This window comes from Staphylococcus kloosii (genome assembly GCF_003019255.1).
GTDB lineage: Bacteria > Bacillota > Bacilli > Staphylococcales > Staphylococcaceae > Staphylococcus > Staphylococcus kloosii.
Genome location: NZ_CP027846.1, coordinates 2,145,108 through 2,159,100 on the forward strand (window position 1 = coordinate 2,145,108; position 13,993 = coordinate 2,159,100).

Sequence of the window (13,993 nt, forward strand, 5' to 3'; positions counted from 1 at the left end):
CTTATTTTTGTATTTGTTGTTGCAAGTCATTAATTTGTAATTTCATAGTGTATATATCTTGTTTTATTTGGCTTATTTCTTCGTAAATTGCTGAAAGATTGCTGATTTGGTTATTAATATTGTCCAATCTATTTTGCATATTAGAAATGTCGCCGAGTATATCGCTGTCCGCAAAGTCTTCCAAATTATCTGGCAAACCGTTTACACAGCTTATATCTGTATGAGGAAAATATGGGTTACCTTGTTTATCCAAGAGCGTTCGTGTATCTATTTCAGCCATTTTGTCACTCCTTCATCAATCATCGACTAGTACACTTCCCATAACGTCACTGTAGAAGTCATATGATTGGTTATTATTAACATTCCAATTACCTTGTGCGATAGCGCTATTAGCACGTCGTATGCGCTGATTTGCTCTTGTTTGAATATCTACAATATCTAATTTCGCATTACTGAATTCTATATCTACAGGTTTCTGTGTAAGTGGATGATAACGTGTGAGTTTAACGACCTTTAAATCTGTATTAAAGTTTAACGGTTTGTGTATAAAACGAACAATGTTGTTTTCTTTTACATCATCTTCACCTATGAATACAATGTCATCACCGTTGATTAAGTAATTGGTTGATAATTCAACGGTAGGTTCATCATTTAATTGTTCTTTTAAACCATCCATTAAATCTGTTTTGTTCGTATATTTTTCATCAAATACAGTCGGCGCTCTCATTTCTCCAAATACTTCATAATTTGGTGACTTGTATTCTCCATATACATGGTAAACATCTTTACCTTTTAATACTGCTGTTAAATTGAGCATGGTCGTTTTTTCAGTCCCTACATACATTACAGGCGCCTTTTTCTTGTAATCAACACCTGATTTACCACCTCTAAATATAACTTTGAATGTATGTTTACCTTTGCTTAAATTCTTAGCAATTGTAACCGTATCTGTTTTAGCTGTTTTACGATAAAGTTCAAAGGTATTCATTTTCTTGTCATCTAAATAAACGTCAACAATACCGCCCTTAGATCCTTTCTTACGAGTCCATATGAGCGTTTCATTTCCCCATTTACATGTGAATGTCTTGCTATAACTAGCACCAACTTTTTCTGTAGTCCAAGTTCCTGTTTTATCGAATGTACCGCTATATGATAAATCTTTTGGTTTTATTGGATTATAGTTTTTCGTTTCTGATTTGGTCTTTTTCTTGCCATATCCCTGTATGATTGTTTTCAAATCTGTGGTACTTATATCTAATTTCACATCATCAGAATTACCCCGGTAGACGATAGGAAAGTCTGCACGTTCATAAAATAAATCGGGTGTGTAAAAATATATCTTTTTATTATCTGCAAAGTAGATATAATTAAAGTACTCTGCACCTTCAGTAATGAATTCCAAACCATTTTTGTTACCCAATTCAGATATAGGTGCTAATCGTCTATTGTCTCCAATGATTTCGTATTCAAATCCTAATTTGTTCTTAGCAAAGCCAAAATCTAAAAATTGTTCAAGTGTGTAATTGGGTGCTGTATCTTCATCGCCAGTTTCTGCGTTAAGTTCCTCATCTTCAATATCTTTTTCTATATAATGATTCTGGAAGTTCATAAATATATGTTTAGCTTCCACTTCGCATGTCGTCACTTGTGCGTCATACGCAAGTGAAGTTGATTTAATAACATAATATTGTCCTTGGTAGATGATATAGTTTTCGTTAACTAACATGTCGAAAATATCTTCTGTACCTTCAATTTTTATCGCTGTAAATGTTATAAAACGGTCTCCATTCTTTTCATACTCATATTTAAATGAATCAGGGTCATATATCGCAAACACTTCTGAAAAGTTACCAGCTTTATTTTCAAGTATTAATTCTTTATTTTGCACGTGATCACCTACCTATAGACAAAATTAAATTGAAATTCCGAATAAATATCATTCGTTGTATCACATTTAATCTCAATATTATTCATACCTTCAGCTAATGTTATCCACCCATAATCTGTGTCGAAACCCACACGTTTATTTCCTATAATTGGATGTATACCATTTAATGTTAATGTTTTAGAACTTGTTAAAGCGTTATAATACGTAAACGATTCACCCGTTGTATGATTAATTAATGTTAATCCTCTAGGCGCATCTGCTTTTATTCTGATGATTAATTTATGGTTCAAAGGGTCGATTGTGTCATTACTTCCATTCCATATTTCAAAGCCTTTTTCTTTATGGACGTAAGCAATCGCTTTATCAGTAATTAAACCACCTTCAAATTGCCAGTTATCAGAAAGAAAACCTACATCTAATGTATCTGTAAGCGACTCTGAAAAACCTTTAAATACATTAAAAGTAACTTCAAATGTACCGAATTTTGTTCCAATATCCTCTATAGCATTTTCTTCACAATAAACGTGATATTTAATGCCTGGCATATCTGAATGAACAATATAAAAAGGGTCCCTTCGAAAAAGGATCCCTCTTAGTTTATGTTTAAGTAATCTATAATCTTGTATATCTGCACCACGGTAAAAGAAGCGTAATTTAAGTTTGAATGGACCAAAGGATGGTCGCCCTATTCTCACACCATCGCGCCCTTTAGTTTCTACCGTGTTTGCGCTAATTTCTACGCCATCTTCTGTGGCATCTAAGAATGTTAAATTAGGTAAATCCGTTAACATTTTTGAAAAATCATCGTTAAACATTTTAACTGTTTTAGCCATTAGACGATTGCACCCCCTCTGGCATATGCTTTCATTCTAGCTTTTCGTCCTTGTGCTTGTGATACATCACGTTCATTAAAGCCGGCTTTATCTTCAATACCTCTATTGCTTTGAGCAATTTCCATTAACGCGTCGAGTTGTTTTTGTTGGTTAGCAATCATTTGTAGTAATAATTCTGTGTTGTCGCTACCAGCGTTTACTGTCGTCTTAGGTGTACGCATTTGATTAGGTCGTTTATTATTATCGCGTTTGCCAATATGTTCAGAAGCAATCGCTAATAGTTTCATAGCGTCAGATTGTCTGCTAGGGTCTGTTGGGATAACAAATTCTGGATAGCCACCTTCAGCTAGGTTGTACCAACCACTTGAATTAATTAATCCGCCAGTAGCAAATCTTCTACCTCCAGTTGGACCCCAACCGGTTGAACCCGCAGCCATACGTCGTTTCCAAGCGCTAAGGTTACCACGCCAAGAACTGTTATTGAAGAAAGCAAGCAATTGGTCGTAACCATTCATAATATTTCCATGACCTTTAACTTTATAACTACCAAATGTACCTGGTGTATATTGAAGTAAACCACGTGCTCGGTTGGCACCAGTGTTGATATCATTAATTTGTTGTACAATACCAGCGTCACCACTAGATTCTGTGCTAATTAATTTAATAATGTCATTTAATTCACTTCCTGAAAGGTTAACCTTCATTTGTTTGGCTGCACGTTTTATATCTGGCGCCCATTTCTTAGCGGCTTTTTTACCGCCACCTTTTAATTTTTTTAACCAACCTAGTGGGTCAACAGCAGTGTCATTTCCAGCATGATTACCTTTCATTAATTGGAAATGTAAGTGGGCACCACGAACGTAATTACCTGTATCTCCTGACTTACCAATTAATTGGCCTGCTTTTATTTTCTGACCTTGCTTAGCAATTTGTTTAGATAAGTGCATGTACCAGTTCCATTCGCCCTTACCTGTTTTTATTTGAACAGATTTACCGCCACCATAATCAGTCCATACTTTGTCGGCTTTACCACCTTTTACAGCGTATACGTTTGTACCTATTGGCATTCCAAAGTCAACACCATAGTGTTTACCACCATTAAAGCTTAATCCGCCTGTATAGTTACCGAATTTCTGCCATATATCATGTTTGAATAACCAAGAAGCATCGCCATCGCCACCTGCTTCATCCATCCAGCCTTTAATCATGTTGATAGCGGCATCTTTAAGTTTTCCAAACATTCCCTTCATCATGTCATAAGGTAAGGTAGCCCCTTTAGGTACGCCAAAGGATTTTAGGTTAATGCCAAAAGCATCAGCGATTTTATTGAATAATTTACCGGGTTTCCCCACCCAGTCCATGACATCTCCTACTTTATCGCCCAGCCATTTTTTACCTTTACCTATAGCTTTCGCTGAAGCTTCTAAAGCTTTTTGGGTACCTTCTTTTACGCCATGTGCTGCATCAGATGCTTTTTCTCCAAAAGCGCCTGCTAAGTTTTTACCTTGTTCTAAGATGTTTTGTTTTTTCTTCTTGTTTGTACCATTTGCGAATTTAGGCATACCACTTAACATAGAATGCGTTTGAGCTCCATTCATAACTGATGAACCTTTAGGTAAGAATGCTGTTGTATCTCTGTTAGGTGTAATCGCCATTTTACCATTAGGGTATCTAATCGCTTCGTGTCTAAATCCACCTGGACCATTACCTCGACCTTTATCGCCTACAGTAGCAAAAGTATCACGAGATATTTTGCCATTCTTAACTACGTTCGTTGTCGTATTGGTATGCTCAGTACCAGTGTGAAGTTTAATCTTAGGTAATTTATCCATACCTAATTTACCAGCTACCCAGTTGACACCATCAATGAGTTTGTTTAAACCTTTTTTGACACTGTCGACCATACCATTGATAAGACTTTTAATTTTGCCAATTATACCACTAAGGCCATCTTTCATTTTATTGAAAGTTTTCTTAACTGCGCCCCAAAGTGATGAAGCAATACCAGTCACCTTATCTTTGATAGCGTTCCATAATTTGATCGTGTTATTCTTAACTCCTGTAAATATGGATGCAACACCTTTGCGTAATGATTTAAATGTATTGCTTACGCCAGACCATAAAGATTTGGCTCTTGAAACAACGCCATTTTTAACGTTGGTCCATAATTTGAGTGCAAAATTCTTAACAGCGTTAAATATCGCATGCACATCTTTATTTAAGGCATTAAAGGTTTTTTTAACGCCATTCCAAAGCGCTTTTACAATGGATATTACTTTATTTTTAATTGAGTTCCAAAGTTTGATTGAAAAGTTTTTAACTGCATTGAAAATTGTCGTTACAACACGTTTTAATGTATTAAAGTTATTTCGTGTTTGATTGACATAAGCTTTCACTATTCTTATGACACCATTTTTGAGTGCATTCCAAACTTTTATGACAAATGTTTTAATTCCGTTAAAAATAGTAACCACTATACGTTTCAATAAGTTAAAGTTATTGCGTGATTGATTAATATAAGCCTTTACAATCGCAATGACAGCATTTTTAAGCAACGTCCAAATCTTGATAGCCGCTGCTTTCATCCCATTCCATAAAGCAGTTAACGCTTTATTTAAAGCTTGTATAGGATGTTGTACTGCGAATTTAATTCCGTTCCATATAGCTATAGCAGACGCTTTAATTGCATTCCATACAGCGATTGTTACAGTTTTTATCACATTCCAGATACCTATAATATAAGATTTCAAGAAACCAAATACTGCTATCGCTGCATTTTTTATAGCGTTCCAAGTGTTTATAACAATGTTTCGGAATGTACTATTTGTTTTCCATAAATAAATGATTGCTGCTACAAGCGCAGTAATTACAGTGATAACTATTCCTACTGGCCCAGTCATGAAACGAATCGCTAATCCTAAACCACGTGTAGCCAATGTGGCCGCTTTAGTTACACCTGTCCAAACTGTCATAGCTACTGCAGCAATTTTAGATTTAATCGCTTGTGCTGTTTGTGAGGTAATAAGTGCAGCCACTGCAGCTCTATAACCGTTAGCTATGCCCCTAGCTGTGACAGTAACTCCGTTCCAAATAGCTTGACCTACTGCTGCGGTTTTACTTGCAACATTATGACGTATTAAAAATGATATTAACGTAGACATTCCACTGAACATACTACCTATAGTACTGGTCATTTTTCCAAACACCGTTAATACTGGACCGGCAGTGATTAAGGTTATACCTAGCCATTTAACTATACCTCCGAGCACACTTTGAGTGGTGCCATTGAGACCATTCCACCAATTCATTAATCCTTTAATACCATTACCTATAGTATTAAAAGCGTTCCCTAACTTTTCGCCACTTTCAGCAGCCCATTGTTTAGCGCCTGGTGATTTAAGCATTTTCTCAAACTCATGTAAACCACCTTTAGCCTTTTGGAATGTACTACTAAGGAAAGCTTCACCAATTTGTCCGATGTAGGCTTTACTATTCTGTACCATACCTTTCCACGATTTAGAATAAGCACCTGCCATACCACCGGCAAAATCATCCATAGTACTTAGGAAGTCTTTAGCTGTCACTTCACCATTAGTAACCATAGTTCTAAACTGATCATAAGAAACACCTAAATTTTTAGCCATCGCATTACTGAAACCGGGCATACCTTCTTCAATCATGTTTAATTCTTCAGTCATTAACTTACCTTGACCTTGAACACGGTTGAATATCATTGCCATTTCTGAAACAGGCCTACCACTACCAACTGCAGCATCGCCAACTAATTTGATGTATTTTTCTAAGTCTTTACCTTGTTCTACACCTGCAGCTAATGCGCCTGCAGCAACGTCGGTACCTTCAGCCATAGTGGTCATACCACCATCAATTGCCTTAGCTACTTGGTCTGTGATACTACCAACTTCTTTAGTTGAATAGCCTAGACCTTCTAATTTAGCTTTAGCTGTATCTAATCCAACTAAACGGTCAAAACCTAATTTAGCTGTTAAACCAGCAGCTGCAACACCAGCAACTAATGCAGGTTTCGTAATACTATTAGACAACGAACGACCGACACCTTGCATTTTACTTCCAGCTGCCTGCATGCCCGAACCAACAGATGCAAAAGATTTCCTTATTTTCCCTAGTGCTGAAAAGTTCTGTTGATATTCGGCAGTAACACTGCTTAATTGACCTTTATACATATTGAAAGCGTCGGTTTCTTTATTGATTTGATTAGCTAAATCCAATGCAGCTTTAGATCCTGCACCTTGCTCTGCAACTACTTCGGCATGTCGTTGTTTTAACTGTGACAGGTGTTTAGAACTGCCATCAACTGCAGTTTGTAACTCATTCATACGATTTTTATATGATGCAGCTGATTTATCGCCATATTTAAAGTTATTATTCGACACTTTCATGCTCGTGTTCAAAGCTCTAAATTCACGCTTAACACTAGCTAACTTTTTACTGACATCCATGTCATTAAGGCTTAAATCTATCTGTAAACCTTTAATTCTTTCTGCCATTACTCCACCTCCAATCTATGAGATGTGTTTTAAAGGAACGCGTCCAACATCGATTCCTTTTTCTCAACATCTTTCTTATTACTTTCGTCCACAATTTCCATGAAGAAAGCGAAAGGCATATCTAATATATCGTTAATATCCTTCCCACCTTCTTTCATCATTTGCAACATGATTTTCTTCATATTTGCTTTGTGGTCAGCCCATGTCTGAACCTTTATATCATTTTCGCTAATTCCTTTTTTCTTTCATCATCCATTTGTCCTTGTGCGATAAACTCAATTTGACCACGAAGTTCTTCTATCGCATCAGGTGCATGTAATCGGTCTAATAGGTCATCTTTAGTGAACTGGTTATTATAAATATCGACAACCATATCTAACATTTCATCAAAACCTTCTTTAGAAGATTTGTCATCTTCTCCTTCTCCGTCCATTAAATCTGCAGCATCATAAATTTTACGGAATGGAATTTGTGTTGGTGTAATGTAAGTATCGAATTTAACGTTTCCTTCTGAATCTGTTACTGCGTTACCTTTTTTGTCGATTTGAATTAATTTAATAAAATTACGTTTAGCCATTTATAATTACTCCCTTTATAAGTTGATTTTTTATTTGCAAATAAAAAGAGGGCATTTAAGCCCTCGTGTTAGTTATTCTTCTGATTCTTCCGGTACTTCTGGTTCAGGTTCTTCTACTGCATTAACTGTTACTGTTGCAGTATCAGACTTATTACCATCCTGTGTAGTGACCGTAATCGTTGTTTCACCTTCTGCAACACCAGTTACTGTACCGTCACTTGATATGGTTGCGACTGCTTCATCAGAACTTGCATAAGCTACTGATTTATTGGTAGCAGTTGATGGTGTAACCGTACTATTTAATTGAGTTGTTGCTTCTACATCAATACTTGCAGTTTTAGGTGCAATTGTTACGCCTGTTACTGCAATAGGTTTTGTTTTGAATGCCGGAACATCTACCTTTTCAGATTCTCCATTTTCGTTAGAGAATGCTACTTGGTAAGTACCAGCTGCATAATCAGTGTTAGCTTCGAGGTTGTTAATCGTAACGGATGCTTTACCGTTTTCACCACGTTCAGCACTGCCTACGACTTCCTCGCCTTTATACACGTTTAATGTATCTGCCATTTATTGTTCCTCCCTATCTATATTAAAAGCCCCTATTCTGCAGAAACAACAGCCGACTTGCTATTGGCTGTCACTTCTACATTTTGGGGTATATTAGGGTGTATCTTCGCCTTTATCTTCATCACTGCCAAATACTGCTTTCCAAATAGCGTCTTTCATGACATTTACGCCTTTTTCATCGTGTCCTAATAACATAGCTTTTTCTTCTTCAAAACCAGCTACAGATGCTTGCATAAATTCTGCTTTAGTAGAATCTGAACTGAACTCTACGCCATCTTCTTTAGTATTACCTTCAAGTTCTGGGAATGTGAATAAACCTTTTGGTAATCCAACATATTCACGTGAGCCATCTTCCATAGTTTTAGCGAACATAACAGCCACGTATGGCGGTGTATCATTACCAACTGATACAATGCCATCTTCTGATTTTTCTAATCCAAATAATGCCACTCTATCTTCTAATGGTAATTTATGGAATCCAGCTTCAACTTCAATAGTTCCGTTAGCTACTGCCATCTCTGCTACTTGGTTATCACCGTATGCTTTTTCGATGTCTTGGTCCTTAGATACTGAAATCTCTTGTAAGAATTTGATTCGTTCTGGGTCTGTAACTGCTTGAACATCTTCACCATGCACTTTGTAGTAGAACTCAGTTAAACCTGTGAACGATCTATAGTTTTTCTCTGCCATATATAAACACTCCTAAATTTTAAAATATTGTTTACCTTCAAAGCGTTTTGCTTGATGGTATAAGTTGAAATCCTTAATAAATTCGGGTTTGATTGAGGACGTTTCACCGAACCCCAATCTCTCCCACATAATTCTTTGCAATAAAAAAACGAGCCTATCTGATAGGACTCGTCCGTTAATGCCGTTATTCTGTTTGACGAATACATCAATTTGATAGAAATATTCGTATAATATATTGTCATCGTCGCCAAAGTTAGTTGGTGTAGGTGTATCTAATGGGTCTATGACAATCACTACATCTTTGACTTCTTGTGCGTTGGGATAATCGAAGAATTTAATGTTGTTCTTTTGAACATGTTGCATAATTTCTTCGTTATCAGTTATCGCTTCATATATCTTCATTGTGATGTCATCCATTTACACCCTCCTAGCTAACTCTGCTTTTACTGTGGAAAAATAGGTTTCTCTGCCTTGTCTTAGGGCGTTTTCGATAACACCCTTACCAGCTGTGTTAACCCATTTACCTGCTTTGTCATAGTGGCCAAACTCGTTAAGATGAATAATTCTATAACGCTCGCCTGTACTTCCGTCATTCCAGTGAATTTTAACTTGTCTCACGCCACCTATTGTTTGAGGCTTTGAAACAGATGTCGATTTCACTGATTTACCAGTATCAGCAAACGAACGCATATCTTTAGCGATTATCGAGGCAACAACGCCACCACCTTTAGTCAAAGCGTAATCTACAATCTTTTGCATTTTACGTTTGCCAAATCGGCGTTCGAGTTCTCGTTGTAACTCTTTTTCTCCCTTTAAAGTTGCTCTCATTCTTCTTCACCTACCACTTTGATATAGTTAGGTGTTTTAGCGGGTGCCACATTTTTGACATTAAAAAACAACCCAGCATACATACCATTTTTTATTTCAAACGTTTGATTAACGCTGGGTATGAATTGAGGTTGCGCATTTCTAATATTTAATGTGACCGACCTTTTGCTAAGTTCTAAATTGCCTAACTGTACATCTTTTTGTGTAGGCTCATATAAGCCCGTGTAACAACTGTAAACTTCTTTCCAATCATTCATGCCAGCTTCTGGTCCATCATTAACAATGTCGTAAAATACGACTCTGTAATCTAACTGGTTAAGATTCATCGGCTATCACCTCGATGTTTTCTAAACGCCATTTAGCAAGATTACTTCGTAACGTTTGTATAAGTGCTAATGAAGATGCTGGTACATCAAAGCTTTGTTCGTTAGATGTAATAGAACGATTGTCATTATGATGTGCGACAATGTTTAAAACAGCTAAATTAAATAAAGGATTATTTTCGTAAAAACCTTTATCTTCATCGTTTAATGAAACAGCCGTTTTAACTTCATTAATTGCACCAGGTAAATAGACATCCATAATCAAGTCATCATCGAAATCATGATCTACACGAATCGCTTTTTTTACGGATTCTTTACTTTCTAAATCGAACATCTAAACACCCCTATTCTGCCGTAATAGAAACGGATTTTGCATTCGTATTAACTACGACATTTTGGGGAGCATTAGGGTGTATCTTCGCCTTCTGCATCCTCGCCAAATGTTACGAAGAAACCAGCGTTTTTATCTGCTTGTTTAACATCGAAACGGAACGCACCCATCAAGTATTTACCGTAGATTTCGTTTTCAATCCATTGAACTGAAACGTCTGTACGGTCTGCAAATAACACGCCGCGTTTTACGTCTCCAATAAACGCTTTAGCATCGCCGTTAACGCCTAAAAGGTCATCACGTACCACTGTTACGTTCATACCTAATACAGTGTTACCAGCAGTGTTGATAATGCTGTCTTGTAATAAATAACGACCGTTACCATCTTTTAAAGTGTCTAGTTTTTGATAGAAACTTTGTGTACAGATAATTTGACGGTCGTAACCTGGGTCTAATTTAACGTTGATAATTTCTTTTAAGTCATCCACATTAGCGATTGATGTTGGATTGAATGCTTTAAGCACTGCACCAATTTTTTCGTTTAATGTATTGATTTTTTGTTCGTTGATATTTTCAGACACAATAGCAGTTAAGTTAGCAACTGAATCGTCTAACGCTTCTTGAGAGATTGGAATAGAACCACGGTAAGTGTTAACTTCCCAGTTAATTGTTTCAAATTCTGGACGTGCTAACTCTGGGTTTTTCTCTAGTTCTTCAACTGTGTTGAATTTAGCATTTGCACGTTTTAAGATTGGGTACTTGCCACTTGCAGTTGATACTGAAGTTTTTTGTACTAATTCTGATAAATCTTGTACTGTGTTAACTTCTTTTTCTGGAATATATTTAATATCCTCTGGAATTGTTACGCCAACATCATCAGATTTAACGTTGTCACGTTTTGCTCCTTTAGATTTCATGTATTGTTCGAAACCTAGGATTTCCTCATTAGTTTCTTGATTTTGATTTAATTTCGCCATAGAACGTTTCGCCCCTTCTTTTTTCTTTTTGTCTTTTTCTTCTTCCAACTCGTCTTCTGTAGGTTCTTCTACTTTTTCGATAGCTGGTGCTTCTGGTTTTTCTTCAGATTCGGGTTTATCATCGTCTTTAGGTTTGTCGTCTGTTTTTTCTTCTTCAGACGGTTTATTTTCTTTATCGTCCGATGGTTTTTCCTCTGAATCTTCTTTTTTGTTATCAGTTTCTTCTGCACCTTCATCTTTAGGCGGTACAGATTCTTCTTCTGGTGCTGACGCTTTGATTTCTTCAGATAATTGTTTTAATTCTTCATATTCTTTCTTCTGTGAATCGATATCAGCTTTTAAATTACGTGCAGTTTCTAGGTCTCCCTTTTCGACTGCTTCTTGCGCTTTAGAAACTAAATTATTAATTTCTTTTTGGCGCGCATCTAAATTGTTAGCCATGTTTTTCACTCCTTTTAGTAAAAATGCGCATAAAAAATAGCCTTACGTTTCAAAACGAAGGCTTTCTATATCTAGCGCTATTTTTAATTGTTCTAACTCTTTTGCTTTAGTTAAATCTTGAGAACGTTGTGCAACAATAACCGAGGTATCATCGTATGCTGGCATAGTCACAACACTAATTTCTCTTAACTCTGATATTTGATGTACTACATGTACGTAATCCCCATCTATTTTTTCCCAATGTCTACTACCCTCATTTTTTTGAGGGAGTGTATAAAAGAAACTACATTCGTCAATGTTACCTAATTTTATATTTTCATATATATCACGCCCTGTTGACGTATTCGGTAAGTAACACTTAAATTTAAGCCCTTTGTTGTCAACTTCTAATTCTAAGGTTCCTGATTTCGTCCTTCCGATAAGTTGGCCCCAATCATGGTCCACCAAACATTTGACATCTGATACATCAACTTCATCAAATGCAGTGGGTAATATTTTTTCTCTGTAACCATTAGGTGTCATTTTACTAATAGAATCAAATAACACTGCATACCCCTCTATGACCATATCTTTATACGCATCAACGTTACTGTTCGTCATTTAAACCACCCCCTTTAAGAGTGTTCTTTTCGACTTCTTTATCTATCTTAGAACTTTGATAATTTTCTAATGTAGATAGTGGCGCACGGTTCAAGTCAACAAGTGGTTGGTCACCATGATCTATAGGTTGATAACCAAATACACTTCTTGCTTCATCTGTTGATATAATTCCTTTACCATGCAATTCTGTAATACGTTGCAATTGTAATTCTGGGTCAATATCAATAAGACGAGAAGAATCAAATTCCAATTCATAACCAGAATCAATGAATTTGAATATCTTAGTTTCGAGTTCTGCAATCATCATTTTGAATATTGGATCTAATGTACTTTGCAGATATTCGAGATTAGCTTGTGTAATGGACGTGTTGACTGTTTCGATACCTAATTTAGATACTGGTAATCCAAATGCTTTAGCGACTTGTGATGTACTGAACTTATAACTATTTAAGAAGTTCAATACTTCTGTTGGTACTTGCAATCTTTTAAAATCTTGTGATTCATCAATGACAATAAGCCCACCATTATTTTTCATTTGCTTTTCAATAAAGTTTTCATTCATTTGTTTTAGTTGGTCGCCATTGATATTACCTTTTTTCATGGTTAAAACACCAGTAGATGTAGCACCGTTTTCAAAGAATGTTTTCAAGAAATTCTTAGAGCCTTGAGATATACCAATTTCGTTTGCTAATGCATACAACGGACTGTAACCCACATAACCATCTAACGTGATGTATCTAAAATGCAGTATATCCTCACTAGTAATTTTTACTGCATTACCTTCCACATCCTCACTGACGTTATAAATAACTTCCCCATCCTTTTCTTCAATTCCTACTAAATCGTTATGTAAGAAATGGAAACCAACGGGGAAGTCATTTTTATCACGTATAATCTCAACGAAAGATTGACCGTTGAGTAACATGTTCGCAATGATAATGAATTTGAAGTGCCAGCCTGGTAAGTCTGAGTGAGGGTTGTTATTGAATAAATTCAATACATCATTCATTACTGTGTTCGTCTCATGACCTTTAACTTTTAACTTCGTACTAGCAATATCTGCTGAAATAATACGTGTAGCAGTAAATACGTCACTGTTACGCAAAGCATTAATACCTGTGTAACTAGCATGTGTTCCGTGTTCTTGCCAATAAAGTAATCGTTCTAAATCACGATTCATCTTATCTTGCTTGCTGTTAAACCCTAAATCGAGTAATGGCATCTTTAGTTTTTACCCCTTTCTGAGGTGTTATCGTACGCTTGATTTAACACTCCAGTTAAACCAATTAAAAATAAGCCACCAACAATAAATGCTAATGGTTTCCAAAATATAAATAATCCATAGAATATACTAGTTATTCCGACTATGAATAATATAATCAATAATAATGCGTATAGAATTTTATTCATTA

Annotated in this window: 16 protein-coding genes; all 16 read right to left on the reverse strand. The window is 36.1% G+C overall.

Features of this window, described 5'->3' with window-relative positions; genetic code table 11:
- Window position 1: 1 nt before the first annotated feature.
- Window positions 2–280, reverse strand: coding sequence for a hypothetical protein (locus C7J89_RS10590; protein ID WP_103295249.1), 279 nt, complete (start codon window positions 278–280; stop codon window positions 2–4).
- Between the two features lie 15 nt (window positions 281–295).
- Complete coding sequence (locus C7J89_RS10595; protein WP_103295250.1) at window positions 296–1,888, reverse strand: phage tail protein; 1,593 nt, start codon at window positions 1,886–1,888, stop codon at window positions 296–298.
- A gap of 8 nt (window positions 1,889–1,896) precedes the next feature.
- Complete coding sequence (locus tag C7J89_RS10600) at window positions 1,897–2,721, reverse strand: phage tail domain-containing protein (protein ID WP_103295251.1); 825 nt, start codon at window positions 2,719–2,721, stop codon at window positions 1,897–1,899.
- On the reverse strand, window positions 2,721–7,247 hold the full coding sequence (locus C7J89_RS10605; RefSeq protein ID WP_103295252.1) for a peptidoglycan DD-metalloendopeptidase family protein: 4,527 nt from the start codon (window positions 7,245–7,247) through the stop codon (window positions 2,721–2,723). The genes C7J89_RS10600 and C7J89_RS10605 overlap by 1 nt, the downstream gene beginning before the upstream one ends.
- Before the next feature lie 29 nt (window positions 7,248–7,276).
- On the reverse strand, window positions 7,277–7,417 hold the full coding sequence (gene gpGT, locus C7J89_RS13325; RefSeq protein ID WP_170066447.1) for a phage tail assembly chaperone GT: 141 nt from the start codon (window positions 7,415–7,417) through the stop codon (window positions 7,277–7,279).
- Window positions 7,418–7,461: 44 nt separating this feature from the next.
- A complete protein-coding gene (gpG, locus tag C7J89_RS10610) occupies window positions 7,462–7,824 on the reverse strand; it encodes a phage tail assembly chaperone G (RefSeq protein WP_103295253.1) in 363 nt (120 codons plus the stop codon).
- A gap of 72 nt (window positions 7,825–7,896) precedes the next feature.
- A complete protein-coding gene (locus tag C7J89_RS10615) occupies window positions 7,897–8,391 on the reverse strand; it encodes an Ig-like domain-containing protein (RefSeq protein ID WP_103295254.1) in 495 nt (164 codons plus the stop codon).
- A 93-nt stretch (window positions 8,392–8,484) separates the two neighbouring features.
- Complete coding sequence (locus C7J89_RS10620) at window positions 8,485–9,081, reverse strand: major tail protein (protein WP_103295255.1); 597 nt, start codon at window positions 9,079–9,081, stop codon at window positions 8,485–8,487.
- Between the two features lie 12 nt (window positions 9,082–9,093).
- Entirely contained in the window at window positions 9,094–9,498 is a 405-nt protein-coding gene (locus tag C7J89_RS10625) for a hypothetical protein (RefSeq protein WP_103295256.1), read from the reverse strand.
- Window positions 9,499–9,909, reverse strand: a complete 411-nt coding sequence (locus C7J89_RS10630; protein WP_103295257.1) for a hypothetical protein — start codon at window positions 9,907–9,909, stop codon at window positions 9,499–9,501.
- On the reverse strand, window positions 9,906–10,235 hold the full coding sequence (locus C7J89_RS10635) for a hypothetical protein (protein ID WP_103295258.1): 330 nt from the start codon (window positions 10,233–10,235) through the stop codon (window positions 9,906–9,908). The genes C7J89_RS10630 and C7J89_RS10635 overlap by 4 nt, the downstream gene beginning before the upstream one ends.
- Window positions 10,225–10,566: a head-tail connector protein gene (locus tag C7J89_RS10640; RefSeq protein ID WP_103295259.1), complete on the reverse strand. Its 342-nt coding sequence runs from the start codon at window positions 10,564–10,566 to the stop codon at window positions 10,225–10,227. The genes C7J89_RS10635 and C7J89_RS10640 overlap by 11 nt, the downstream gene beginning before the upstream one ends.
- Before the next feature lie 71 nt (window positions 10,567–10,637).
- Complete coding sequence (locus C7J89_RS10645; protein ID WP_103295260.1) at window positions 10,638–11,981, reverse strand: phage major capsid protein; 1,344 nt, start codon at window positions 11,979–11,981, stop codon at window positions 10,638–10,640.
- A 42-nt stretch (window positions 11,982–12,023) separates the two neighbouring features.
- Window positions 12,024–12,581, reverse strand: a complete 558-nt coding sequence (locus tag C7J89_RS10650) for an HK97 family phage prohead protease (protein ID WP_103295261.1) — start codon at window positions 12,579–12,581, stop codon at window positions 12,024–12,026.
- A complete protein-coding gene (locus C7J89_RS10655; protein WP_103295262.1) occupies window positions 12,568–13,803 on the reverse strand; it encodes a phage portal protein in 1,236 nt (411 codons plus the stop codon). The genes C7J89_RS10650 and C7J89_RS10655 overlap by 14 nt, the downstream gene beginning before the upstream one ends.
- Before the next feature lie 2 nt (window positions 13,804–13,805).
- The gene (locus C7J89_RS10660) at window positions 13,806–13,991 is read right to left on the reverse strand and encodes a hypothetical protein (RefSeq protein WP_103295263.1); all 186 of its coding nucleotides are present in this window, start codon (window positions 13,989–13,991) and stop codon (window positions 13,806–13,808) included.
- Between the last annotated feature and the right edge of the window lie 2 nt (window positions 13,992–13,993).

What these genes read in the sequence shown, in the direction of transcription:
- C7J89_RS10590 (WP_103295249.1), bottom strand. Translation starts at nt 280, where the DNA reads ATGGCTGAAATAGATACACGAACGCTCTTGGATAAACAAGGTAACCCA.
- C7J89_RS10600 (WP_103295251.1), bottom strand. Translation starts at nt 2,721, where the DNA reads ATGGCTAAAACAGTTAAAATGTTTAACGATGATTTTTCAAAAATGTTA.
- C7J89_RS10605 (WP_103295252.1), bottom strand. Translation starts at nt 7,247, where the DNA reads ATGGCAGAAAGAATTAAAGGTTTACAGATAGATTTAAGCCTTAATGAC.
- gpGT (WP_170066447.1), bottom strand. Translation starts at nt 7,417, where the DNA reads ATGTTGCAAATGATGAAAGAAGGTGGGAAGGATATTAACGATATATTA.
- gpG (WP_103295253.1), bottom strand. Translation starts at nt 7,824, where the DNA reads ATGGCTAAACGTAATTTTATTAAATTAATTCAAATCGACAAAAAAGGT.
- C7J89_RS10615 (WP_103295254.1), bottom strand. Translation starts at nt 8,391, where the DNA reads ATGGCAGATACATTAAACGTGTATAAAGGCGAGGAAGTCGTAGGCAGT.
- C7J89_RS10620 (WP_103295255.1), bottom strand. Translation starts at nt 9,081, where the DNA reads ATGGCAGAGAAAAACTATAGATCGTTCACAGGTTTAACTGAGTTCTAC.
- C7J89_RS10625 (WP_103295256.1), bottom strand. Translation starts at nt 9,498, where the DNA reads ATGGATGACATCACAATGAAGATATATGAAGCGATAACTGATAACGAA.
- C7J89_RS10630 (WP_103295257.1), bottom strand. Translation starts at nt 9,909, where the DNA reads ATGAGAGCAACTTTAAAGGGAGAAAAAGAGTTACAACGAGAACTCGAA.
- C7J89_RS10635 (WP_103295258.1), bottom strand. Translation starts at nt 10,235, where the DNA reads ATGAATCTTAACCAGTTAGATTACAGAGTCGTATTTTACGACATTGTT.
- C7J89_RS10640 (WP_103295259.1), bottom strand. Translation starts at nt 10,566, where the DNA reads ATGTTCGATTTAGAAAGTAAAGAATCCGTAAAAAAAGCGATTCGTGTA.
- C7J89_RS10645 (WP_103295260.1), bottom strand. Translation starts at nt 11,981, where the DNA reads ATGGCTAACAATTTAGATGCGCGCCAAAAAGAAATTAATAATTTAGTT.
- C7J89_RS10650 (WP_103295261.1), bottom strand. Translation starts at nt 12,581, where the DNA reads ATGACGAACAGTAACGTTGATGCGTATAAAGATATGGTCATAGAGGGG.
- C7J89_RS10655 (WP_103295262.1), bottom strand. Translation starts at nt 13,803, where the DNA reads ATGCCATTACTCGATTTAGGGTTTAACAGCAAGCAAGATAAGATGAAT.
- C7J89_RS10660 (WP_103295263.1), bottom strand. Translation starts at nt 13,991, where the DNA reads ATGAATAAAATTCTATACGCATTATTATTGATTATATTATTCATAGTC.